Source organism: Rathayibacter sp. VKM Ac-2927, from assembly GCF_022815525.1.
GTDB classification, from domain to species: Bacteria; Actinomycetota; Actinomycetes; order Actinomycetales; family Microbacteriaceae; genus Rathayibacter; species Rathayibacter festucae.
Window position 1 is genome coordinate 559441 of sequence record NZ_JALGRT010000001.1, and the last position, 23481, is coordinate 582921.

Consider the following 23481-nt stretch of genomic DNA (forward strand, 5'->3'; position numbering starts at 1 on the left):
GTGAGCAGACGGCTCACGAGCCGACTCCCAGGGGATCGATTCGGCACCCCTGCAGCGCCTCCCGCCCTGCGTCCTCGTCGACGAAGGGGAAGTCGTCGCGCGACGTGTCGTCCGCGTAATCACCCTTCGAATAGGAGGAGGGCACGACGCCGGAGCGGGCGAGGCACTCCACGATCAGCGTGGTCTCGTCAGCTCGATCCGGGTTGCGATGGGTCCAGCTGTAGAGGGCGCCGATCTCGGTCTCGCCCGAGCTGCGGGAGCAGCCCTTCACGTCTTCGTTGGCGGCATCGGCGTCCGTCTCCGGAGCGAACGTCAGGTGGAACGACCCGTCGAGCGCGTACTCGTCGATGCCGTAGCCGAGATCTGCGACGCACCTGGTGAAGCGGTCGATCATCTCCGAGCGCTCCTGCTCCGAGACCACGCCGTCCTCGATGACGGACCTGGTGAAGTCATCCGTCGCCCTGTCGTAGGAGGCGGCGAACTCCGATGCCCACGGACCGCTGAAAGCGGGGACCTCCCGGACGGGAGCGGACCCGTCGGCTGACGGTCCAGGAGCCGCGCATCCGGCCAGGCCGAGCACCAGCACTGCGCCTCCTACGACGAGTCGTTTCATCTTCGACATGAGGGGCGGACGACCTACTCGAGGACGTCGTAGTAAGCCGTGTTGCCCGAAGCTCGCAGGGGCGACCAGTGCGCTACGGCGAGCGTCGAGGACGGCTGCCAACCGCTGTACGCGCAGCCGCCGTGACCGCAGGCCGTCGCCTTGTGGCTCTTTCCACTGTGCTGGTACTCGGAGTAGACCTGACCGCCGCTTCCGTAGATGCCGCCGGAGCGGGTTCCGTGATCCCAGACCCCGCCCTCGGAGGGACGCTCCGTCACGGCGGAGGCGCTGACCGCACTACCCGCGAGGATGCCTCCTGCCACGAGGGCGCCTACTGCCATCGCCGTCGTCCTGCGTCGAACCATGTTTCTGCCTGCTCTCCAGCACCGTCGGTGCCGTTCATCGGATGGTGTTGTGAGAGAACCATACTCGTCTGGTTCGCTCAACAGGCAGATGGCGTAAGACGCAGTGACGGCGGGCGAAAGAACACGGACGAAGTCGGCGCCCTCGGCCCGGCAACCGGAGCCGGCCCGACGCGGCAGACGCTCACTCGAACGAACCCGCCCCCGAAACGACGGAAGGCCCGCTCTCTCGAGCGGGCCTTCCGTGTGGTGGTGGATCCGAGGGGATTCGAACCCCTGACCTCTTCATTGCGAACGAAGCGCGCTACCAACTGCGCCACGGACCCGTGCCTTCCGAGCCGTCACCGGCCCGAACAACTCGTCCACATTAGCACGTGGCCGAGGGGCGGAGGACCGGTCAGGCTCCGCGGCGGCGCTGCAGGGCCTGGTCGAGGTCGATCGCGTCGACGCCCTCGACGACGCCCATCGAGGCGAAGCGCGAGGACGGGCGGGGCGCCTCGGTCACAGGGACCGGGCCGGTCGCGCGGGGCGAGCGGATCGGCGCGACCTCGGGGGCCGAGGCGGCGGCGCGCTGGGCGATCTCGGCGTCCGCGGCGGCGGCGCGGAGGCGCTCCACGGCGTCGATCGAGGCCATCGCGCTGGCCGCGACGGTGCCGCGGGACAGGTAGAGGGGCTTGGGCAGCGGCTGCGGTGTCCAGCGCGTCTCCTCGGCAGCGGCGGCCTCCTCCTCGGGGGCGGCGGCCTCCTCGGCGAGCTCGGCCTCGAAGACCTCAGCACGGCGGCGGGCCACCTCGGCGGTGCTGGTCGAGACCGCGGCGGGCGCGGCGCTGCGCTGACGGCCCGGAGCGAGCAGGATCAGGGTGCCCAGCCCGGCGGCGAGCACCAGCACGCCGACGAGCGGTACGACGCCCGCACCGCCGAAGGGCAGCATGACCAGCCCGACGAGGGCGACGACGAGGCCGATCAGCACCGTCAGCGCCGCGCCCTGGCGCCAGCGCATCGCGCCGGGAGCCGTCCGCGTGCTCTGCCGTGTGCTCGCGGCCGCCCGCCGCAGCGCTTCGCGCGCCGCCTTCTCCGCCTGTGCCAGCTCCATCGCCTGTGCCTTCTCTTCGGCTCGTTGTTTGGTCTCGGTCGCCCGGAGGGTGCGCTGCTGCAGCGCGACCTCGCGGGCCGTCGCCTCCGCACGCACGTGCTCGGGCACCTCGGCGGTCTCGGCGAGGATCCGCAGGGTCTGCTGGAGCCTCACCGCGTTGCGCTCGGTCGCGTAGAACGACCGCCGGCGCATCCACGCGGGGATGAGATAGGCGACCCACAGAACGGCGGCGAGCGCCCAGACGACGCCCCCGCCCAGCCAGTCGCTACTCATGCGACCAACGCTAAGAGCACGGGACGCTCCCGTCCGTCATTACGGGTAGGTGTGTCCGTGCGGATCGCGGATCAATCGGCTCCCCGTCGGGGGGACGCCGGCGCCGTCGGGCGGTCCGGAGAGGCCCGATCGGCGGGAGGCGCGCTGGTCGGCGTCGGTCGGCACGCCGACGTCGCTCGGCACCTGGCCCTCGAGGTAGCGGCGCAATACTCCGCGCGGCACTTCCTCCGCCACCAGCGCGAAGCAGAAGTGGTCGCGCCAGTCGCCGTTGATGTGGATGAAGCGGCGGCGCAGGCCCTCGTAGCGGAAGCCGAGCTTCTCGACGACGCGCAGGCTCGGCCGGTTCTCGGGGCGGATGCAGATCTCGATCCGGTGCAGGCCGAGGTCGAAGAAGGCGTGGTCGGTGGCGAGCGCGACGGAGACCGGGGTGATGCCGCGGCCGGCGTAGCGCTCGGAGACCCAGTAGCCGATCGAGCCGGAGGAGAGCGAGCCGTAGCCGATGTTGGAGATGTTGAGCTGACCGGCCAGCTCACCGTCCCAGTCGATCAGGAACGGCACGCCGCCGCCGGCGCGCGCGTTCTGCTGCAGCGAGCGGATGCTGGCCCGGACGTCGAAGGCCGCGCCGCCGCGGGGGTCGGACGCCTCCCACTGCCGCAGCCAGGCGCGGTTCGCGATCAGCTCGCGCTCGAGGGGGCGGGCGTCCCGGACCCGGATCGGGCGGATGGTGACACGACCCTCGGTGAGCGTCGGTATCGGCAGCGGCATGTGCTGACCCTACTGCGCGGTCGCGGCGGTCGAAGGGGGTGGACCGGAGCGCCGGAACGCGGCAGGGGCCGGAGCAGCGGGGGGCCGCCACTCCATGCTGGTCGAGTAGCCCCGGAGGGGCGTATCGAGACCCACGTCCGCCAGAAGGGCGGGTCTGCAGGCTCAGCTGCAGACGACGGTGGATCTCGATACGCCCGCTGCGCGGGCTACTCGATCAGCATGGAACGAACGCCCCGCTAGGCGGGCTGCTCGATCGGCATGTGCAGAACGCGAAGCGTGCCGTTCGAAGAGCAGCGCCCGCCCACGCGGGCTCCTCACTCAGAGGCCCGCGACGAAGTCCTTCAGCCAGGGCTTGAGGTCGACGCCGAGGTCCTCGCGGTCGGAGGCGAGCTGCACGATGGCCTTGATGTAGTCGAGCTTGTCGCCGGTGTCGTAGCGGCGGCCGCGGAAGACGACGCCGTAGACGCCGCCGAACTCCGCCGGGTCCTGCGCCATGCGCTCGAGGGCGTCGGTCAGCTGGATCTCGCCGCCCTTGCCGGGCGCGGTGTGCTCGAGCACGCCGAAGACGTCGGGCTTGAGGACGTAGCGGCCGATGATCGCGAGGTTGGAGGGTGCGTCCTCCTTGGAGGGCTTCTCGACGAGGCCGGTGATGCGCACCACGTCGTCCTCGTCGGTCGTCTCGACCGCGGCGCAGCCGTAGAGGTGGATCTGGTCCGGGTCGACCTCGAGGAGCGCGACGACCGTGGTGTCGCGCTGCTCCGCCACGTCGATCATGCGGGTGAGGAGCGGGTCGCGCGCGTCGATCAGGTCGTCGCCGAGGAGGACGGCGAACGGCTCGTCGCCGACGTGGCGCTGAGCGCGCGAGACGGCGTGGCCGAGGCCCTTCGGCTCGCCCTGGCGGACGAAGTGCACGTCGGCGAGGTCGCTCGCGTACTGCACGTGCGCCAGCTTGGCGTCGTCCAGCTTCTTGGCGAGGTTCTGCTCGAGCTCGGGGACCGAGTCGAAGTGATTGGCGAGCGCGTTCTTGTTGCGCCCGATGATGACGAGGACGTCCTGGAGTCCGGCGTCCGCGGCCTCCTCGACCACGTACTGGATCGCCGGCTTGTCGACGACGGGCAGCATCTCCTTGGGGATGGCCTTGGTCGCCGGCAGGAAGCGGGTGCCGAGACCGGCGGCGGGGATGACGGCTTTGCGGATTCGAGTGCCCATGGGGCGCCATACTAGCGGCGGCCGTGGTCGGGCACGTTTCGGCCCCGAGAGGGGCTTGCCAACGGTGTACCCCGCTCGCGGACGGAGCCGCCGCAGGACTCCTCACGATCGCGACCCCGGACTCCACACGATCGCGACCCCGGACTCCTCACGACCTCGACTCCGGACTCCTCCACGACCGCGGCTCCGGCCGCGAGGACGGCCCGACACCCCCGATCTAGACTGAGCCCCATGCCAGCCGACATCACCCACGAGAAGCGGGCGCTGCGCGCCGAGCTCCGTGAGCGCCGACGCACGCAGACCGCGACCGCCCGCGAGCAGGCCACCCTGCACCTCACCGAGCACCTCGAGGAGCTGGCGACCCGGGTCGGCGCACGGTCGATCGCCTGCTACCTCTCGGCGCCGGACGAGCCGAGCACCCGTCCCTTCCTCGGCTGGGCCGAGAGCCGCGGGATCCGGGTCCTCTTCCCCATCTCCCGCCAGGACGGCCTGCTCGACTGGGCGGTCGGCGACGGCCACACCGAGACCCAGGGCCTGTTCGGGATGCCCGAGCCGGTCGGGCAGCTGCTCGGCCCCATCGCGATCAACGACGTCGACCTGATCATCGTCCCCGCCGCCACCGTCGACCGCTCGGGCATGCGGATGGGCTGGGGCCGCGGCTACTTCGACAAGACGCTCGGCTCGATGGAGAAGTGCCCGCCGGTCTACGCCGTGGTCTTCGACAGCGAGTTCGTCGAGCACGTGCCCAGCGAGGTTCACGACCAGGCGGTCGACGGCGTCGTCACCCCCTCGGGCATCGTCGACATCCCGCGCTGACCCGCTCCCCTCTTTTCCCACTCCCCCGCCGCCACCCGCCTCAGGAGCACCAGTGCCCACCTACTCCTACCGCTGCACCCAGTGCGGCAACGCCTTCGACATCCAGCAGAAGTTCACCGACGACACCCTCACGGAGTGCCCGAGCTGCCAGGGCGCGCTGCGCAAGGTCTTCAGCGCGGTCGGCGTGACCTTCAACGGCTCGGGCTTCTACCGGACCGACTCGCGCGCCTCGGGGTCCGGGTCCGGCTCGAAGGAGTCGAAGGGCGAGTCGGGCGGCGGGTCGTCCGCTCCCGCCTCGACCGGCTCGGGCTCCGGCGGATCGTCCTCGGGCGGCTCCGGCGCCTCGTCGGGCTCCTCCGGGTCGGGATCCTCCGGCTCCGGATCCTCGGGATCGGGATCGGGATCGGGATCGGGCTCCGGCTCCTCGGGTTCCTCCTCCTCCAAGCCCTCGTCCTCCGGGTCAGGGGCCTCCTCCTCTTCCTCCTAGGGCCGCCGCTCCCTCGGGAGCGAGCCCGCCTCCGCGCACCTCACTCCGCCCGCCGGCAGAAACGGAACAGATCATGATCAACGGCTTCAAAGAGTTCATCCTCCGCGGCAACGTCATCGACTTGGCGGTCGCCGTGGTCATCGGCGCCGCGTTCACCACGATCGTCAACGCGATAGTGACGGGCATCTTCAACCCGCTCATCGGCGTGCTCTTCGACGCGTCCTCGCTCGAGGGCATCGGCTGGACCCTCCGCGCCGGAGAGAACGGCGAGCCCGACACCGTCCTGGCCTGGGGCGCCGTCCTCTCCGCCCTGATCCAGTTCGTCATCGTCGCGTTCGTGCTCTACTTCGCGTTCGTGCTGCCGATCAACCACCTCAAGAACACCGCGTTCAAGAAGAAGATGGACGACGCCCCGGCCGCCGAGGACAAGGCGCCGACCGAGCTCGAGCTCCTCGCCGACATCCGCGACCTGCTCGCCAACGGCGGCACCGCGACCACCGCGAACTCCGGCAAGCACGTCGACTGACGCTCCGTGACGGAGGAGGGGGGCGGCGATCGCGAGGTCGCCGCCCCCCTCGCCGCGTCCGGCGATGTCCCCGGAGCGCACTCCCGCGGCGTCCGCCGTGTCAATATTTGTTAACGGTAACAAAGTGCTCGCGTGTCGCCCTCGCGAGCCTTTAGTGTGTGGTTCCTCACCACCCGTGCGACGGAGCACCGGCACCCTCACCCCCGAGGGCCCGCGGCCTCGTCGCCCTCTCGACGACGAGGAATCCTGCATGAGACGATCACGATCGACGTTGCGGACCGCTCTGGCGACCACGACGATCGCAGCCACCGCGCTGCTCGGAGCCGCCCTCCCGGTCTCCGCCTCCGGAGCGACGGCCCAGCCGCTGCTCCACTACAGCTTCGACACCGCGCCTACCGGCACGACCGTCGCCGACACCAGCGGCAACGGCTACAACGGCACCCTGCGCGGCAGCGGCGCCACCGTCGCCGCGGGCGCGCTGAGCCTGCCGGGCGGCTCCGCCGCCGCGGCCCCCTATGTCGACATCCCGACGACGGGCCTGGTCGGCAAGAAGGACCTCACGATCTCCACCTGGGTCTCGAACCGGACCGGGCCCGCGAACACCGCGGCCGCGTTCCTCGGCGCCCCGGTCGCGGCCGGCGCGTCCTACTCCTCCGGCTACTACCTGCTCAACCCGACGAACCCGGCCGGCTTCGTCAAGTCGGTCGTCACGAACGCGACCAACGCCGGCGCCCCGTGGGGCACCGAGGTCGGCCCCGGCTCGACGAACGCCGCGAGCACCGGCCTGCGCACTCCCGCCGGCTACTCGCTCTACACGACCGTCATCGACGGCACGAACGGCACCCTCTCGGTCTACGTCAACGGCACCCGGATCGGCCAGAACGCGATCGCGCGCAACGTCTCGTCCTTCGGAACCTCGCTGGTCGGCTATCTCGGCCGCTCGACCTACAACGACGCCGGCTGGAACGGCCTCGTCGACGACTTCGCGGTCTACGACAGCGCGCTCACCGCCGACGCGGTCACCGCGCTGTACTCGTCGCAGGCGATCGACCGCGCCGTCGCCTCCGTCAGCATCCCGACGACCGCGACCGCCGACTTCGCGCTGCCCACCAGCAGCGCCGGCGTCGCCGTGACCTGGCGCTCGAGCAGCGCCGCCATCGCGGTCTCCGGAGGCGGCGCCGTCGTCACGCGACCGGCCGCCGGCTCCCCCGACGCCGCCGTGACGCTCACCGCCACGTTCACCTCCGGCAGCGACACGCGCACCGTCGACTACCCGGTGCTCGTCACCGCGCAGCTCGCCGACGCCGATAAGGTCCAGCGCGACCTCGACGCCGTGACCGTCGCCCAGGCCGGCGACGTCCGCACCAACATCTCGGTGCCGGCCCGCGGCGCCCTCGGCTCGAGCATCGCCTGGAGCGTCATCGGCTCGAGCGCCGCGACGATCCGCGACGGCAGCACCGCCGACAGCCGCACCATCGTCGTCGAGCGCCCCGCCGCGGGCAGCCCGGCCGTCGACGTGACGGTCCGCGCGACCGCGACCAGCGGATCGGTGACGCGCACCCGCGACTTCACCCTCCGCCTCCAGCCGCTGCCCACGGGCACGGTCGACACCGAGGCCTACGTCTGGGCCTTCTTCACCGGTGAGGGCGCCGGCGCCGAGCGCGTCAGCCTCGCCGCCTCGAAGGGGAACGACGCCCTCGACTGGAACACCCTGAACGGCGGACAGCCCGTCTTCACCTCCGACCAGGGCACCAAGGGCCTGCGCGACCCGTTCATCCTCCGCTCGCACGAGGGCGACAAGTTCTTCATGCTCGCGACGGACCTGAAGATCGACGGCCTGGCCGGCGGCTTCGACACCGCGCAGAAGTCGGGCTCGAAGTACATCGAGGTCTGGGAGTCGACCGACCTGGTGAACTGGTCGGCGCAGCGCCACGTGAAGGTCTCGACCGACTTCGCCGGCAACACCTGGGCGCCCGAGGCGTACTGGGACGACGAGCTCGACACCTACGTCGTCTTCTGGGCCTCGAACATGTACCCGACGACGAACGCGGCCGACCGCACCGCCGTCACCTACAACCAGATGATGTACGCGACCACCGACGACTTCGTCACCTTCTCGGAGGCGAAGCCGTGGATCGACGTCCAGCGCGGCACCGGCCGCGGCACGATCGACTCGACCATCGCGAAGGACGGCGACACCTACTACCGCTTCACCAAGGACGAGGCGTCGATGACGCTGCGCGAGGAGAAGAGCACCGACCTGCTCGCCACGGTCAGCGGCTCGCTGCCCGGCACCTCCGGACCCGCGGACGAGTGGACCCTGGTCAAGGAGCGCGTCGCCTCCGGCCTGCCCAACGGCGAACCGAACGGCACCTTCACCAGCGGTGAGGGCCCGAATGTCTTCCCCGCGAACGAGGGCGACGTGAACGGCCTCGACTGGTTCCTCTTCATCGACCAGCCGGACTACCACGCGGGACCGAACCACTACATCCCGTTCGGCACCGACGACCTGGCCGCCGACGCCTGGCAGCCGCTCGGTGCGAAGCTGCGGGAGAACCTGCCGCAGAACTCCGACGGCGGCAAGCCCCGCCACGGCACGGTCATCCCGGTGACCCGCGCCGAGTACCAGCGCATGCTCGAGGCGTACGCCCCGGCGATCGCCGTCACCTCGGTCGCTCCGATCGCGGTCTCGACCGCGGCCGGCGTCGCCCCGGTGCTGCCCAGCGCGGAGCTCACGACGGCGGACGGCGCGAAGCGCACCGTCGCCGTCACCTGGGACGCCGTCGCTCCCGCCTCCTACGCCGCCGCCGGCACCTTCACGGTGCGGGGAGTGGCGCAGGACGACTCGCGGATGCCGGTGACCGCCACGGTCACCGTGCAGTCGTCGCTGAAGCTGACGGCCGCGGCGACCACCCGCTGCGTCGCCGGCAAGGTGGTGCTGACGGTCGTCGCAACCAACGGCGACACCGTCCCGATGGACGTCACGGTCACCTCGACGGCGGGCACGAAGTCCTTCGCCGGCGTCAAGGCGGGCTCGAACGCCTCCGCCGCCTTCACCGTCCGGGCCGCCCAGCTCGCGGCCGGCGAGGCGACGGTGACGGCGACCGCCACGGTCGGTGGCAAGCCCGTCACCTCGACGGCGAAGGCCCCCTACGCGGCCCGCACCTGCGGCTGACCCGCTACCGCGACGAAGACGGCCCATCCTGCTCCGGCACGGTGGGCCGCCGTCGTCCGCGGCCCGCGAGATGCCACTTGTGCGCGCGACACGCCGTGAGAAGCGTGCACAAGTGGCATCTCGCGGGAGGGGTCAGTAGTGCGGGGGGACGTCCTGGCGGAGGCGGGCGTCGTTCGGGCCCGTATCGGGGCGCAGGGCGGGCGCCTCGGGGTCGGGGACGACGGCGTCGTGCGGCGACGGGTCGGTGCCCGGCTTCGCGGGCAGGGTCGCCCGCCGGCCGCCGCGCGAGCGCCGGAGCGGTCGGTCGGCGCCGGCGGGCGCGGCGGCCCGGGAGTCCTCGGGCACGCTCAGTCGGCGGGCAGGGGCGTGATCGGCTGCGTCTCGTTCGACGCCGGGGCGGCGTCCTCGACGATCGGCGCGCCGGCGCCCACCGGCACCTCGATCGGACCGGTCGACGTCTCGTCCTGCGGGGCGCCGATCAGCCCGGCGACCCGCGCGGCCACGGCCTCGGGATCGGCGAACAGCTCGAAGTTGTGCACGCGGAGGTAGTGCCAGCCGAGGCGGCGCAGCAGCTCCGGGCGCAGCCGCAGCGAGACCCGGAGGCTCTGCGTGCTGACGTCGCGGTCGGTCTCGACGACGACGGCGCGGGTGCCGTGCGCCGCGACCAGCGCGAGCTTGCCCTTGTGCCCGATGTTGACGCGCAGTCCGCGGCGCTCGAGACGCGCGGCCAGGTCGACGAGCATCGGCTCGGAGTAGTCGTCGCGATCGCTCGGCTGGACGCGGTCCTCCGCCTCCTGGAGCACCTGGGCGAGCGCGACCATGCCGTAGCGCATCCGCGACTCGTCGATGTCGCCGGGGCGGAAGCAGGAGACGATGTCCATCGACCGGCGGGCCCGGGTCATGCCGACGGCGAGCAGGCGCTCTCCGCCCGGCTCTGCCAGCGCACCGAAGTTGGAGAGCAGGCGGCCGTGCGGGGTCCGGCCGTAGCCGATCGAGAAGATCACCCGGTCGCGGCTCTGCGCCACCGACTGCTCGAGCGTCACCACCGCGAACGGCTCGGGCCGGTCGCCGAGGATGAAGTCGTTGAGGTCGGCGCGCTTCGCGAACGCGGTGAGCACGGCCTGCTGGACCCGGACGGCGTGCCGCGGGCTCGCGGTGATCACCATCAGCGACTCGCGCGGGCGGATGACCGCGTGCTCGAGCACCAGCTCGACCACCTTCGCGACCTCGGCGTCGACGGACTCGACCGCTCCGGAGTCGTTCTCCGGCATGCCGTGTCCGCTGGCGATGTAGTGGAAGCGGAGCGAGTCGTGCCCGAGGAACGAGCCGGCCCACGGCAGCGAGTCGATCCGGCCGCCGTAGAAGCGTCGGTTCACCAGCTCGGCGAGGTCCTCGCCGCCCGCGCGGTAGCTGCGGGTGAGCGTGACGGTGTTGAGCAGCTCGCCGAGGCGGGCCAGCGCCGACTGCGCGTGCAGGGCCTCGACGTCGGTGCGCGAGGCGGCGCTGCCGAACTCGACGGTCTCGTCGACCCGGAGCGAGAACGGCGTCGGCGTCTGCGTCACCGGGTCGCCGAACGCGACGACCTGCTTGGCGCGGCGGATCGCTCCGACGTTCTCGGCGAGGGTCGTGGCGCCGGCGTCGACGAGGAAGACCGCGTCGAAGGTGGTCTCGGTGCCGATGCGGTGCACCTCGTAGGGCGAGGCGAGCCAGGCCGGAGCGAGCACCCGCGAGAGGTGCGGCGCGGCCTTCTGCAGCTCCTGCGGCGTGGTCGACGCCTCGGAGCGCAGCAGCGCGCGCAGGGCGTCGCGCTCGAGCTGCCAGTCGACGAGCCCGATCTTCCAGGTCTCCGAGAGCTTCCAGGCCAGCAGCTCGGCGCTGGAGGCGGCGTGCGCCTCGTCCACGAGCTTGAAGTCGGCCTCGAGGCGGTCGAGCACGCTGGTGTTGCCGCCGAGCAGGGCGCGCTCGTCGGTCAGCATGATCTCGAGCGCCGAGCGCCACCAGGCGAGGTCGAGCTCGATCGCGACCAACTCGGCCGGCACGTGGCGGCGCGAGAGGTCGGTCAGCAGCGGGTCCAGGCCCCACTCGCGCAGCGTCGAGAGCAGCGTCGTGCGCTCCTGCAGGTTGGCGAGCACCTCGCTGTCCTCGGCGAGCCCGGAGACCATCGAGACGAGCTCGGCGAGCGGCAGGGAGGCGAGCGGCGTGCTGCTGCCGCGACGGCCGAGCGGCTCGTCGAGCCGGCCGAGCTGGTCGGACACCTGCTGGAACGCGACCTGCACGTCGGCGACGCCGACCGGCACCTCGGGGACGGTGCCCGCGACGGCGTAGCGCTGCCAGAGCGTGCGCTGCTGCTGCACGCGCCGGAGCGACGCGTTGAGGTCGGTGACGTGCGCGCCGGGCCGCATGTACTCGCGGGCGAGCTTCTTCAGGCGGCGGCGGTTGGTCGAGGACATCTCGGCGGCCTCGCGGCGCGGCGAGGTGGCGACGATGAGGTCCTGGATCGAGCGGTCGAAGACGGCCGGCTGGAACTTGTCGAGCGTCTCGCGGACGTCCTGCAGCAGGCGCAGGTAGATGCCGAGCTCGGCGACCGACTCGAACGGGCGCATGCGCGTCTGCGCGATGACGTCCTGGGCGCGGTCGAGCAGGCGCGGCAGGTCGCGCAAGTGCAGGCGCTTGGCCAGCTCGTGCGCGGCCTCCGCGTCGGCGGTCGAGTCGAACTGCGCGCCGTACCAGGGCGAGTCGCCCGGTCCGTAGCGGAACTCGCCGAGCCGGGCCGACTCGATCAGCATCCGGGTCGCCTCGGGCCTGCTGTGCGCGAGGGCGGTGACGGCGCGGCGGTCGAGGCGGGCGGCGGTCGACGGGGGCGTGCGCAGCTGCGAGAGGCGCGCCAGCTCCTCGAGGGCCTGCAGCGCGGAGACGCCGAAGCTGGGGTCGCGGCGCGAGAGCGCGCCGCGGTAGTCGAGCAGCACCTTGCGCAGGCGCAGCAGAGCGTCGTCGATCTCGCTGACGGAGGGGCGCGCGGCCTTCTCGTTGCGGCCGATCGACTGGATCAGGTCGCGGCGGAGCGTGCGCGGGCTGACGGCGATGCCGCCGAGGCCGGCGGAGAGCAGTCGCTGGTGGATGCTGTCGAGGCTCGAGCGGCGGGCGCCGACGACGAGGACGCGCTTGTGCTGCGCGGCGAGCGCGCCGATCGCGTTGACGATCGTCTGCGTGCCGCCGGTGCCGGGCAGCGTCTTCACGACGAGCGAGTTGCCGGCCGCGATGTTCGCGATGACCTGCTCCTGCTCGGCGTCGGCGTCGAGGAGGAGGTTGTCGGTCGCCGGCGGACGCTCGTCCTGCGGGATGATCGACGCCACCTTCTGCGACTGCTGCAGCGCGCGCTTGGCGGCCGGGTTGCCGGCGACCGCGTCCAGGACGGGGTGCTCGAGCATCCGGGCGTCGCGGAGCATGTCGCCGGCGACGTCGGCGAAGCTCGACACCACCAGGCGCGGGTGCACGGCGAACCAGGGCAGGTGCGAGGTGAGTCCGCGGAGCTGGTCGATGACCGGCTGCGGCTTGAAGACGCCGCTCTGCACCGCGAGCTCGACGAACTGCTCGGGGTCGATCGTGATGCCGAACTGCTGCTTGAGCGCGCGGGCGAGCTGCGGGTTGAAGTAGGGCTGGCCCTTGAGCTTGAGCTCGAAGTCGCGGCCGTAGCGGCGGATCGCGAGCGGGCGCAGCAGGACGGGGGCGGTGAACTCCGTCTCGCCGGCGCGCCACTGGGCGAGGCCGATCGCGAGGTGCACGCCCTCGATGCCGCGGACCGAGCGCAGCTCGATCCCCTTGTCGGTGATGGCGGCGGCGGCGTTCTTCGCGGTGCGCAGCGCCAGTTCGTCACGGATGAGAGAGGAGAGCAGGGTCGTCTTGCCCGAGATGAACGGGGGCAGCCCGCCCGGGTGCGTGGTGGACAGCTCGATGCGGGTGCGCGGGGAGTCGACGAAGTGCAGGAGCGGCGAGGGGCCGCCGACCTTGGCGAGCTCCTCCCGCCAGGACTGCCAGACCGGGTCGGCCGCATTGCCGCCCTGGTAGCCTGCCTCGCCGCTCGTCACCTGGACGGGCGTGGTGGCGTTGGAGGGGAGCTGGAGGGCGGACGCCTCGCGCGGGTCACCGGACTCGGGGGAGGTCGCCACCGGTCCGGCTCCTGGGAAATCGTCGACACGTTGCACACGGACACCCTAAGCCGGGGATCTGCGAAAGGCCGTAGCGACTCGGATCGGCCGGACGACCGAGGCGTCACCCGCGTCTGGGGGTCGTGCGGGTCGGTCAGGCCGCGACGCGGGCGAGCCCCTCCTCGCCGGGTCGCGCTCCGCGATCGGGCCAGACGCCGAGCGGGGGCACGCTCTCGACCCGGCGCTCGCCGTCCACGACGACGACGCGGCTCTCGACGCGGTCGTGCCCGCCGGCGACGGCCACGGCGATCATGACGGCCTCGGCGTGGTCGCGGGTCAGGTGGCCGAACGCCGCGCGCAGGTCGACCGGGCGGCTGGTGGCGAGCGACAGCGCGATCCGGGCGACCGCCTCCTCGGAGAGGTCGAGCAGGTGCGCGCCGCGCTCGAGGACCGCCAGGTCGACCGCCGATCCCGCTGCGCTCTCACGGACCCACGGCAGTCCCGGGCGGGCGCAGCCGGTGCGCAGGAGCAGCTCCTGCGCGAGGGCGACGGCGGGGGTCGCGGTGGACGGGACGGCGGGCGCGGCGGTCACGAGGCGGCTCCGGTCGGCGCGGACGGCCCGCGGCTCGCCCGGCGGGCGGCGCGGACCGCCACCGACGTCACGGCCGTGAGGACGCAGATCAGCCCGACCAGCGCCGGCGCGACCCAGCCGAGCACGCCCGCCCGCTCGACGGTGGGCCCGACGTACGACCACTGCGTGAGGCCGTGGACGAAGAGGGCGAAGAAGCCGAGGGCGACGCCGGTCAGCGCGGTGACGAGATCGGCCGGGCGGAGGACCTCGTCGTCGTCGGAGAGGGCGGCGGGAGCGGGCGGCGCAGCAGCGGCCGGGTCGGTGGTCGGCAGCGCGAGGGTGCCGGTGGACGGAGTGGACATGGAACCGATGGAACCAGTCGGCGGCCGTCTCCTGCGTCCTCCGCTGGCATGATGGCGCGCGCCGTTCGGCTCACGTCGCGCGGCGCCGCCCGAGCGAGGACTGGAAGCGCAGGAGGTAGCCGTCGGGATCGGTGACGAGGACCTGGCGGACGCCCGCCTCCTCCTCCCCCGCGCGGTACCAGCGGGTCTCGGCGGGGGCGAACAGCGGCACTCCCGCGGCATCGAGGGCCGTCGCGACCGCGTCGGCGTCGTCGACACGGATCTGGAGGTTCGCGCCGCGGCCGAGCGGGCGCTCCAGCGGCGCGGTGATCCAGTCGCGGGTGCTGCCGATCCGGTCGAGCATGACGTGCGCGCTGCCGCGGACGAGGTACGCGAAGCCCTCCTCCGGCCGCGCGTAGCAGACCGCGAAGCCGCAGAGGCCGCACCAGAACGCGAGGCTGCGCTCGAGGTCCTCGACGAGGAGCTCGGGGACGAGGTCGGGCTCGGAGGCGGAGCCGGGCTCGGCGGCGGGGTCGGCGGCGGTCACGGCGCCATGCTGCCACGGACCCGCCGCGGATCGAGGGCCGGGCTAGGGTCGACGGCATGGGGGCCGGGAGCACGGGGATCAGGGACGACGGGAACCTCGAGGACGGCGAGTCGAGAATCCCGGACAGTGCGGACGGCGACAGGTCCGGAGCCGCGACCGCTCCGGTACCCGACGGGCCCCCGCGCTTCCCGCTCAGCCTGGTGGTCGTCGTCCCGGTCGGGATGCTGGTGCTCGGCGGCCTCTTCGGGAGCGTCCTCGCCCTGAGCACTCCGTGGCTGCCGATGGCGCTGACGCGGGTGGGACTGCCCTACGCCGTGCTCGCGCTGATCGTCGCCGTCGTGCTCCGCCTCCACGCCGTGCGCGCCGTGCGGGCGGACCGGTCGGAGCCGCTCGACGCGGTGATCGCCTCCGGCCGCAGCCTCGCCCAGCGGGCGACCCGGGCCACCGCTGCGACCCTGCTCGCGATCTGGCTGGTCGTCGCCACGGCGTTCGCGCTGCAGTTCGAGCCGGGTCTCCTCGTCCTCGCCGGCGGGCCGGTCATCATCGGCGCGCTGCTGTCGATCGTCGCGAACGCGCCCCTGCTCTACTCCCCGCGGATCGCTCGCTCGGAGGTCGCCGTGGTGCTCGCGCACGCGGACGGCCGGCGGCGGATCCTCGCGAACTGGATCCTCGCGCCGCTGTCCTGGTTCGCCTACGCGATCCCGGTGCAGGCGCTCGGGCTCTGGAGCGCCTAGCGCGCCTCGGCGGTCTCCGGCGCGGTCCTCGTGCGGCCCGGCAGCAGAAGCAGCCCGGAGACGCCGACGACGATCAGCAGGATCGCCGCGACGGTGACGAAGGCGGACAGCGCGAGCACCGGCATGATGACCGTGAGCAGGCCCGCGATCACCGAGGCGATGCCCGCGGCGATCGGCAGCCACACCGGGCCGGCCACGGTGCGGCCGCTGGTGATGCTCGAGACGCCGTCGAGAATCCAGCCGAGGCCGATCACGAGGCCGAGGATGCTCAGCGACTCGAACGGGTTGGACAGGCAGAGGATGCCGGCGACCAGGATCAGCGCGCCGAGCAGGCCCGCGAGCCAGCGCACCCGGTTCTGCAGGCGCGTGGCGGTGAAGGCCAGCAGGAGCCGGAAGACGCCGGCGGCGATCAGGTGGATGCCGAAGACGATCGCGACGGTGAGCAGGGTCGGGCCGGGGATCAGCACCGCGATCACGCCGAGGGCGATGGCGATCAGCGAGACGCCGATGATCCAGCTGCGCTCGACGGCGGTGCGGGAGAGGGCGGGAGAGGGAGTCGCGGCGGCGGCGTTCTCGGCCGTGTTCTCGGGCATGAGGGTCCTCTCGTCGGGGGCTGACCCCTCGAACGCTAGGGCACTTCCGCCCCGCGGCGAGCGGGAAACGGGGGCAGTCGCGCTCAGCCCGTGCGCCCGCTACCCTGCGGTGCCGGCGGCCCGGGTCAAAGCCGGCGGCCCGGGTCAGTGCCGGCGGCCGGCCCCGGTGCGGCGGGCGGCGCGGTGCCGGCGGATGCTGCGGACCACCAGCAGCAGCACGACCACGCCGATCGCGCCGTAGATGATCGCGTCGAGCACGCCCGCGTACTGGTCGACCAGCTCGTACTGGGTGCCGAGCGCCGCGCCGAGACCGATCAGCAGGCCGTTCCAGACGCCGGAGCCGAGGATCGTCAGCCCCGAGAACAGCAGCAGGTTCATCCGCTCGGCACCCGCGGGCAGCGAGATCAGACTCCGGACTCCGGGGATGAGCCGGCCGAAGAGGACGGCCCAGGTGCCGTGGCGGCGGAACCAGCCGACGGCCTTCTCGAAGTCCTCGCGGTCGACCAGGGGCAGCTTGGACAGCAGGCGGATCGAGCGCTCGGTGCCGATGCGGTAGCCGAGCCAGTAGAGGATCAGGCCGCCGAGGTAGGCGCCGAGGGTCGCGGTGATCACGACGAGCACCAGGTTCATCCGCCCCTGCTGGGCCAGGAAGCCCGCCAGCGGCAGCACCAGCTCGCTCGGGATCGGCGGGAAGACCGTCTCGATCAGTGTCAGCAGACCGACACCGGCCTCGCCCAGCGCCGCGATCACGCGGGCGGCGACGCCGACGAGACCGGAGAGCTCGTCGATGCTGTCGGTGGAGGAGGCCGCCGTCACGGTGGCAGGGGCGAGGGCGAGGGTCGCGATCGTCATGACTGAGAAGCTACTCAGTCCCGGGGCTCCGCACCTGGGAGATCGGGGTCGGCGCCGGACCCCGCGTCAGGGGCTGCCCGTGCCGGGGTGAGGTCCGCGTCAGGGGCTGCCGGTGAGGACGACCTGCTCGGAGCCCTGCAGGCGCACCTCGACCGAGGCGATCTCGGCCAGCGGCAGACCGGTCGAGAGGCTCGGCTCCACCGTCGAGCCGGGCGTGCTCGTCCACGAGCCGATCGGCTCCGTGGAGCCGGCCGTGTCGGTCACGTACATCACGTAGCCGACGGACGCGGAGCCGTCGGACGCGGCCCCGGCACCTGCGCTCTCCCAGCTGCAGTCCATGTCGATCCGGGTGCCCCACGCCTCCGGGACGAAGCGGACCGACGCCTCGACCGGGACGCCGGGCGCCGCGGCGAGAGCCACCGTGTTCTCGACCACCGTGGGCGGGGTGCCGATCACGAGCGGGAGGGCGATCGCGGCGGCCGCGGAGACCCCGGCGGCGGCGAGCACGAGGCCGGCGATGCGGAAGCGGGTGCGGCGGCGGAGCGCGTCGGTCGCCCGGGCGAGGTGCGCGAGCAGGGCGGGCGGGGCGGACTCCTCGACGCGCTGCTCCGTCTCGAGCAGCGCGAGCGCGTCCTCCTGCGGCAGATGCGCGAGCAGGCCGGGGATCGCGACGAACTCGCCCAGCGCCTCGCGGCAGCCGGCGCAGCCCCGCAGGTGCTGCTCGTAGGCGCGGCGGTCGGCGGGCGAGAGTGCGCCGAGGAGGTACGCCGCGTCCCAGTCGCGGAAGGCGTCGTCACGGAAGGCGTCGTCGCTCTGCTGCTCGGTGCTCACGGTTCGGTCACGCCTTTCTCCTGGAGGGCGAGCTTCAGCGCCCGCATCCCGTAGTGCATCCGCGACTTCACCGTTCCGGGCGCGATGCCCAGCAGCTCGGCGATCTCGCCGACCGTGCGCCCGCCGTAGTAGGCGTGCACGATCACCGCGCGGTGGTCGTGGCTGAGGGTGCCCAGCGCCTCCGAGAGCAGCCAGGCGTCGAGCACCTGGTCGGTCCGGTCGCCGTGCGCGCGCTCCGGCACCTCGTCGGTGCCGAACTCGCGGTTGTGCCGCGCGCTGCGGCGGTCGTCGATGACGATGTTGCGCGCGACGGTGTAGAGCCAGGAGCGGGCCGCGGCCTCGCCCTGGGCCAGGATCTCCGGGTGCTTCCAGGCGCGCAGCAGCGCCTCCTGCACCACGTCCTCTGCCAGCTGGCGGTCGCCCGTGAGCCGGAGGACGAACCGCCACAGCGCCGCCGAGTGCTCGTCGTGCAGGGCACGCAGCATCTCGGCCTGATCCTCGGACATCTCCACCTCTCCTACTTCAACGTAGAGGGGCGGCGTCCGGTTCACTCCCGCCGCCGGTTCGCGCCGGGCGCCGCACTCTGGTACTCCGGAGCGGTGACCTTCCCCGATGCCGCCGACGCCGCCCGCGTCCGCACCTTCCTCCGCGACCAGCGCGCGCGCATCCTCGACGACGTCCGCCACCTCGTGATGATGGAGAGCCCGAGCGACTCCCTCGAGGCGCTCGACGAGTTGCACGCGTTCCTCGTGCACTGGGTCGGCGAGCGGCTCGGACACGCGGGCGAGCTCGAGCACCTCCGCGAGCAGGACTGCCCGAGCGCGTCGAGCTGGACCTTCCCGGGCAGCGCCCCGGGGCGCGGACCGCGCGGGTCCCGCCCGTTCGTGGCGCTGGTGGGGCACTACGACACCGTCTGGCCGCTCGGCACGACCCGCGGCTGGCCGTTCGCGATCGACGGCGACCGCCTCAGCGGCCCGGGCAGCTACGACATGAAGGTCGGCCTCGTGCAGATGGTCTGGCTCGTGCTCGCGCTGCGGCACGCCCGCCTGGCGCACCCGGCCGTCCGCCTGGTGATGAACGGCGACGAGGAGGTCGGCAGCCTCACCTCGCGGAGCTTCCTCGAGCACCAGAGCCGCGGGGCGGAGGCGGCGCTCGTCTTCGAGGGGGCGATCGGCACCGCGGTGAAGACGGCGCGCAAAGGCATCGGCAACTTCGTGGTGGACGTCGTCGGAGTCGAGGCGCACGCGGGCGTCGAGCCCGAGAAGGGGGCCAGCGCGATCCACGAGCTCGGCGCGCTGATCCCTCGCGTGCTCGGGATCGCCCGGCCGGAGGCGGGGACGACCGTCAACATCGGCGTGGTGAAGGGCGGCAACCGCGTGAACGTGACGACCGCGAAGGTGCGGCTCGAGCTCGAGGTGCGGATCCGCGGCGCGGCCGAGGCGGCGCGGGTGGAGGCCGAGATGAACGCGCTCGAGGCGTCGGACCCGCGGATCCGGATCGAGGTCCGCGGGTCGTGGCAGCGGCCCGTCTTCGAGCGGACGGCCGCCGTCGGCGCGCTCTACCGCCGGGCCGAGCGGGTGGCGAAGACGATGGACCTGCCGCTGACCGAGACGGCGGTGGGCGGCGCCAGCGACGGCAATCTGATCGCCGCGCTCGGGATCCCCGTGCTCGACGGGCTCGGCGCCCCTGGCGAGGGCGCGCACGCCCGGGGAGAATCGGTGAGCATCGAGGGGATGCTCGAGCGGACCGCGCTCGCGGCGCTGCTGGTGGCGAGCTTCGCCGCGGAGGGAGACTGAGATGGTCCTGTACGAGTCGCGCCCGGTCGGCGTCGTGATCGACGCGCCGGCGGACGAGGTGTACTCCTTCGTGGTCGATCCCTCGAACCTGTCGCTCTGGGCGGCGGGGCTGGCGCAGGCCTCCGTCGAGGAGGTGGACGGCCACTGGTTCGCCGATTCGCCGATGGGCCGGGTCGAGATCGTCTTCGCGCCGCGGAACCCCTACGGCGTGGCGGATCACCGGGTGATCACCGAGGGCGGCCGGGTCTTCGACAACCCGCTCCGGATCCTCGCCAACGGCGACGGCGCCGAGGTCGCCTTCACCGTCCGCCGGTACGACGGCATGACGCTCGAGCAGTGGGACGAGGACTGCGACCGGGTCGCGGCGGACCTCGAGACGCTGCGGGGGCTGATGGAGCGCGCGGAGGGCTGAGCGCGCGGGGCCGCGGGTCTCCTCCCCAGGAGCGGACCTCGCGGAGTCGTCCACCGGTCTTCCGGCCCGCCGCGATCGGGCGCCGATCCTGCACTACATTCGACAGGATCCGGCGTTCGCCCGGGCCTTCCGCGCGACAACGAGGGATGTCATGACCTCTCCCGAACCGACCACCCGCCCCGCCGGCGGCATCGAGCTCAACGGTCTCGACACCATCCAGGAGTCGGAGCGGCACGGCCGCCCGCGCGACCTGTTCTGGCCGTGGTTCGCGGCCAACGTCTCGGTGCTGGGGCTGAGCTACGGCTCGTTCCTGCTCGGCTTCGGCCTGTCCTTCTGGCAGGCGACCGCGGTCGCCGTGATCGGGATCGTCGTCTCCTTCCTCTTCTGCGGCTTCGTCGCGGTCGCCGGCAAGCGCGGCTCGGCCCCGACGATGGTGCTCAGCCGCGCCTCCTTCGGCGTCGACGGCAACCGCCTGATCGCGGTGATCTCCTGGCTGCTCACGGTGGGCTGGGAGACGGTGCTCGCCTCCCTCGCCGTGCTGGCGACGGCGACCGTCTTCGAGGAGTTCGGCTGGGACGGCGGCGTGCTGACCAAGGTCGTCGCGCTGATCGTCGTCGCGGCGCTGATCGTCATCGCGGGGATCGCCGGCTTCCGGCTGATCATGCGGCTCCAGCTCGCGATCACGATCGCGACCGCCGTGCTGACCGTCGTCTACGTCGTGCTCGTGCTCGACCGCATCGACCTCGCCGCCGTCGGCAGCCTGCCCGCGGGCTCGGCCGGAGCCGTGATCGGCGGACTCGTCTTCATGATGACCGGCTTCGGGCTGGGCTGGGTGAACGCGGCGGCCGACTACTCGCGCTACCTCCCGCGCACCGCCGGCACCGCCGGGGTCATCGGCTGGACCACGATCGGCGGCGCCGTCGCGCCCGTCGTGCTCGTGGTGGTCGGGCTGCTGCTCGCCGCCTCCTCGACGGAGCTGTCCGACGCGATCGCGGCCGACCCGATCGGCGCGCTCGCGAGCATCCTGCCGACCTGGTTCCTGCTCCCCTTCATCGTCGTGGCCCTGCTGGGGCTGATCGGCGGTGCGGTGATGGACATCTACTCCTCGGGCCTCGCGCTGCTCAGCACCGGCCTCAAGGTGTCCCGGCCGGTGGCAGCCGGCATCGACGGCGTGCTGATGGTGCTCGGCGCGATCTACGTCGTCTTCGTCGCGGGCGACTTCCTCGGCCCTTTCCAGGGCTTCCTCATCACCCTCGGCGTGCCGATCGCGGGCTGGCTCGGCGTGTTCCTGGCCGACCTGCTCCTCCGCCGCCGCGACTACGACCAGGAGGCGCTCTACACCTCGCGGGGCCGCTACGGCAGCGTCTCGCTCGCACCGGTGCTGCTCGTGGTGATCGGCGCCGTGATCGGCTGGGGCCTCGTCGTCAACTACTCCCCCGGCTTCGAGTGGGAGGGCTACCTGCTCGGCCCGATCGGCGGGCGCGACGGCGAGTGGGCCGGGGCGAACCTCGGCGTGCTGGTCGCCCTCGTGATCGGCTTCGCCGGCACGCTGGTCCTCTCGCGGTCCGCGGTGCGACGCCAGGAGGCCGACGCGTGAGCCTGCTCGTCGCGATCGACCTGCAGCACGTCTTCGCCGACGAGGGCTCGCCGTGGGCGTCGAAGGAGTTCGACCGTGCGGCGGAGGGGACGACCCGGCTGCTCCCGCACTTCGGCGAGCGGGTGGTCACCACCCGCTTCGTCGCCCCGGCCGAGCCCCGCGGCGCCTGGATCCCCTACTACCGGGACTGGCCGTTCGCGCTCGTCCCGGACGAGGATCCGCTCTACGCGCTGGTCCCCGGCTTCGAGGGGCACCGCACGATCACCGCGCCGACGTTCGGCAAGTGGGGCCCCGAGCTCGAGGCGCTGCTCGACGACTCCCGCTCGATGGTGCTGACCGGGGTCTCGACCGACTGCTGCGTGCTGGCGACGGCGCTCGCCGCGGCCGACGCGGGCGTCGCCGTGCGCGTGGTGACGGATGCCTGCGCGGGCGCCTCCGTGGCCGACCACACCCGCGCGCTCGACGCGATGGCGCTGTTCGGGCCGCTGATCACCCTGACCACGGTGGACGAGGTGCTGGCCGGACTCCCCGCCGGAATGTGACGAGGCGCGGGAGGTCTCGCGGCGGCGCCGCGCGGACCGGCATGATGGCGGGATGTCCTCCACCGACGTCCGCGACAGCGCGGCGCCCCGCATCCTGGTCATCGGCGAAGCCCTGATCGACATCGTCGAGCGCGACGGCGAGAGCACCGAGCACGTGGGCGGCTCGCCCGCGAACGTCGCGCTCACCCTCGCTCGCCTCGGCCGCGAGGCGACCCTCGTCACCGACATCGCCGACGACGAGCGCGGCCGGCGCATCGCCGAGCACCTGGGCGCCTCCGGCGTGACCGTGCTGCACGGCGACGCCGAGCGCACCTCGACCGCCCGGGCCCGCCTGCAGGCGGACGGCTCGGCCGAGTACGACTTCGACCTCTCCTGGAACCCGCCGGCCGCCGATCCCTCGAGCGCGACCCACGTGCACACCGGCTCGATCGCCGTCTACCTCGAGCCGGGCGGCTCCGCGATCGTCGAACTACTCGAGGCGCTGCCGGCCGGCGTCACCGCGAGCGTGGACGCGAACATCCGCCCCGCGCTCGTCGGTGAGCACAGCGACGCGCTGGCCCGCTTCGAGCGGGTCGCCGCGGCCTGCGAGATCGTCAAGCTCAGCGACGAGGACGCGGAGTGGCTCTACCCGACGATGCAGCTCGACGAGGTGCTGACCCGCCTGCTCGAGCTGGGCGCGCAGCTCGCCGTCGTGACCCGCGGCGGCGAGGGCCTGCTCCTCGCCTCCTCCGTCGCCCGGGCCACCGTCCCCGCCGCCCGCATCGTCGTCGCCGACACCATCGGCGCGGGCGACTCCGCCATGGGCGCGATCCTCGACGAGGCCTTCCGCCAGGGCCTCGGCGCCCCGAACGGCCTGCTCCTTGACGAGCCCTCGCTGCGCGCGATCGGCCACTGGGCCGCCCGCGTCGCCGGCATCACCACCTCCCGCTCCGGCGCGAACCCGCCGACCCGCGCGGAGCTGTAGAAGCCGCGCCGTCCCCGCCTGCCGGACACGGGGATCTACTGGGAAGAGACGCGCGCAGACATGCTGGTCGAGTAGTCCCGCAGGGGCGTGTCGAGACCCGCGGCATCAGCAGGGCGAGTCTGCAGACTCGGCCTCTGACGCTGGTGGATCTCGATACGCCCGCTGCGCGGGCTACTCGATCAGCATGTGGTCGCCCGCTCCGCGGGCTACTCGATCAGCAGGGGGACACCCGCTGCGCGGACCGGGCGA

At 72.7% G+C, this 23481-nt stretch carries 24 protein-coding genes and 1 tRNA gene; 10 read left to right on the top strand and 15 right to left on the bottom strand.

What is annotated here, in order from left to right; genetic code table 11:
- Positions 1 to 13 precede the first annotated feature (13 nt).
- The 6 genes from MT353_RS02570 to galU form a co-directional block, all read right to left on the bottom strand.
- Positions 14 to 421 carry a hypothetical protein gene (locus MT353_RS02570; protein ID WP_243623544.1) on the bottom strand — a complete coding sequence of 136 codons (408 nt, stop codon included), beginning with the start codon at positions 419 to 421 and terminating at the stop codon, positions 14 to 16.
- A gap of 215 nt (positions 422 to 636) precedes the next feature.
- Entirely contained in the window at positions 637 to 942 is a 306-nt protein-coding gene (locus MT353_RS02575; protein WP_243623545.1) for a lactococcin 972 family bacteriocin, read from the bottom strand.
- A 271-nt stretch (positions 943 to 1213) separates the two neighbouring features.
- A tRNA-Ala gene (locus tag MT353_RS02580) sits at positions 1214 to 1289 on the bottom strand.
- A gap of 71 nt (positions 1290 to 1360) precedes the next feature.
- Positions 1361 to 2329 carry a hypothetical protein gene (locus MT353_RS02585; RefSeq protein WP_243623546.1) on the bottom strand — a complete coding sequence of 323 codons (969 nt, stop codon included), beginning with the start codon at positions 2327 to 2329 and terminating at the stop codon, positions 1361 to 1363.
- Positions 2330 to 2368: 39 nt separating this feature from the next.
- Positions 2369 to 3094, bottom strand: coding sequence for a GNAT family N-acetyltransferase (locus MT353_RS02590; protein WP_123445236.1), 726 nt, complete (start codon positions 3092 to 3094; stop codon positions 2369 to 2371).
- A gap of 318 nt (positions 3095 to 3412) precedes the next feature.
- Positions 3413 to 4303: a UTP--glucose-1-phosphate uridylyltransferase GalU gene (gene galU, locus MT353_RS02595; RefSeq protein ID WP_123445235.1), complete on the bottom strand. Its 891-nt coding sequence runs from the start codon at positions 4301 to 4303 to the stop codon at positions 3413 to 3415.
- A gap of 231 nt (positions 4304 to 4534) precedes the next feature.
- On the opposite strand from galU, the gene MT353_RS02600 reads away from it, so the two are divergent.
- The 4 genes from MT353_RS02600 to MT353_RS02615 all read left to right on the top strand — a co-directional run bounded on the left by MT353_RS02600 (position 4535) and on the right by MT353_RS02615 (position 9307).
- Positions 4535 to 5119, top strand: a complete 585-nt coding sequence (locus MT353_RS02600; protein ID WP_123445234.1) for a 5-formyltetrahydrofolate cyclo-ligase — start codon at positions 4535 to 4537, stop codon at positions 5117 to 5119.
- A 52-nt stretch (positions 5120 to 5171) separates the two neighbouring features.
- Positions 5172 to 5606 carry an FmdB family zinc ribbon protein gene (locus MT353_RS02605; protein ID WP_243623547.1) on the top strand — a complete coding sequence of 145 codons (435 nt, stop codon included), beginning with the start codon at positions 5172 to 5174 and terminating at the stop codon, positions 5604 to 5606.
- A 73-nt stretch (positions 5607 to 5679) separates the two neighbouring features.
- Positions 5680 to 6132 (top strand): large conductance mechanosensitive channel protein MscL, encoded by a 453-nt coding sequence (gene mscL, locus MT353_RS02610; protein ID WP_243586354.1) that lies wholly within the window; start codon positions 5680 to 5682, stop codon positions 6130 to 6132.
- 250 nt (positions 6133 to 6382) lie between these two features.
- Complete coding sequence (locus tag MT353_RS02615; RefSeq protein WP_243623548.1) at positions 6383 to 9307, top strand: immunoglobulin-like domain-containing protein; 2925 nt, start codon at positions 6383 to 6385, stop codon at positions 9305 to 9307.
- Positions 9308 to 9439: 132 nt separating this feature from the next.
- On the opposite strand, the gene MT353_RS02620 is transcribed toward MT353_RS02615, so the two are convergent.
- From MT353_RS02620 to MT353_RS02640, 5 genes are all read right to left on the bottom strand, one after another.
- On the bottom strand, positions 9440 to 9652 hold the full coding sequence (locus MT353_RS02620; RefSeq protein ID WP_123733856.1) for a hypothetical protein: 213 nt from the start codon (positions 9650 to 9652) through the stop codon (positions 9440 to 9442).
- Positions 9653 to 9654: 2 nt separating this feature from the next.
- Positions 9655 to 13473 carry an ATP-binding protein gene (locus MT353_RS02625; RefSeq protein WP_372487843.1) on the bottom strand — a complete coding sequence of 1273 codons (3819 nt, stop codon included), beginning with the start codon at positions 13471 to 13473 and terminating at the stop codon, positions 9655 to 9657.
- Positions 13474 to 13606: 133 nt separating this feature from the next.
- On the bottom strand, positions 13607 to 14044 hold the full coding sequence (locus MT353_RS02630) for a hypothetical protein (RefSeq protein WP_243623549.1): 438 nt from the start codon (positions 14042 to 14044) through the stop codon (positions 13607 to 13609).
- On the bottom strand, positions 14041 to 14385 hold the full coding sequence (locus MT353_RS02635) for a hypothetical protein (protein ID WP_243623550.1): 345 nt from the start codon (positions 14383 to 14385) through the stop codon (positions 14041 to 14043). The genes MT353_RS02630 and MT353_RS02635 overlap by 4 nt, the downstream gene beginning before the upstream one ends.
- Positions 14386 to 14455: 70 nt before the next feature.
- A complete protein-coding gene (locus MT353_RS02640; protein WP_243623551.1) occupies positions 14456 to 14911 on the bottom strand; it encodes a VOC family protein in 456 nt (151 codons plus the stop codon).
- A 56-nt stretch (positions 14912 to 14967) separates the two neighbouring features.
- Here MT353_RS02640 and MT353_RS02645 point away from each other — a divergent pair, with 56 nt between their 5' ends.
- On the top strand, positions 14968 to 15645 hold the full coding sequence (locus tag MT353_RS02645) for a hypothetical protein (protein ID WP_243623552.1): 678 nt from the start codon (positions 14968 to 14970) through the stop codon (positions 15643 to 15645).
- Here MT353_RS02645 and MT353_RS02650 read toward each other — a convergent pair.
- From MT353_RS02650 to MT353_RS02665, 4 genes are all read right to left on the bottom strand, one after another.
- A complete protein-coding gene (locus MT353_RS02650) occupies positions 15642 to 16238 on the bottom strand; it encodes an HdeD family acid-resistance protein (RefSeq protein ID WP_123735153.1) in 597 nt (198 codons plus the stop codon). The two genes, MT353_RS02645 and MT353_RS02650, sit on opposite strands and share 4 nt — an antisense overlap.
- A 144-nt stretch (positions 16239 to 16382) precedes the next feature.
- Positions 16383 to 17090 carry a DedA family protein gene (locus MT353_RS02655; RefSeq protein ID WP_243623553.1) on the bottom strand — a complete coding sequence of 236 codons (708 nt, stop codon included), beginning with the start codon at positions 17088 to 17090 and terminating at the stop codon, positions 16383 to 16385.
- Positions 17091 to 17189: 99 nt separating this feature from the next.
- Positions 17190 to 17921, bottom strand: a complete 732-nt coding sequence (locus MT353_RS02660; protein ID WP_243623554.1) for an anti-sigma factor — start codon at positions 17919 to 17921, stop codon at positions 17190 to 17192.
- On the bottom strand, positions 17918 to 18427 hold the full coding sequence (locus MT353_RS02665) for a sigma-70 family RNA polymerase sigma factor (RefSeq protein WP_132435921.1): 510 nt from the start codon (positions 18425 to 18427) through the stop codon (positions 17918 to 17920). The genes MT353_RS02660 and MT353_RS02665 overlap by 4 nt, the downstream gene beginning before the upstream one ends.
- A gap of 93 nt (positions 18428 to 18520) precedes the next feature.
- Between MT353_RS02665 and MT353_RS02670 the strand changes: the two genes are divergently transcribed.
- From MT353_RS02670 to MT353_RS02690, 5 genes are all read left to right on the top strand, one after another.
- On the top strand, positions 18521 to 19717 hold the full coding sequence (locus MT353_RS02670) for a M20/M25/M40 family metallo-hydrolase (RefSeq protein WP_243598781.1): 1197 nt from the start codon (positions 18521 to 18523) through the stop codon (positions 19715 to 19717).
- Between the two features lies 1 nt (position 19718).
- Positions 19719 to 20129 carry an SRPBCC family protein gene (locus MT353_RS02675; RefSeq protein WP_243623555.1) on the top strand — a complete coding sequence of 137 codons (411 nt, stop codon included), beginning with the start codon at positions 19719 to 19721 and terminating at the stop codon, positions 20127 to 20129.
- Between the two features lie 151 nt (positions 20130 to 20280).
- Positions 20281 to 21726 carry a cytosine permease gene (locus MT353_RS02680; protein WP_173250483.1) on the top strand — a complete coding sequence of 482 codons (1446 nt, stop codon included), beginning with the start codon at positions 20281 to 20283 and terminating at the stop codon, positions 21724 to 21726.
- Positions 21723 to 22268, top strand: a complete 546-nt coding sequence (locus tag MT353_RS02685; protein ID WP_243598779.1) for a cysteine hydrolase family protein — start codon at positions 21723 to 21725, stop codon at positions 22266 to 22268. The genes MT353_RS02680 and MT353_RS02685 overlap by 4 nt, the downstream gene beginning before the upstream one ends.
- A gap of 52 nt (positions 22269 to 22320) precedes the next feature.
- A complete protein-coding gene (locus MT353_RS02690) occupies positions 22321 to 23232 on the top strand; it encodes a carbohydrate kinase (protein WP_243623556.1) in 912 nt (303 codons plus the stop codon).
- Positions 23233 to 23481: the final 249 nt, after the last annotated feature.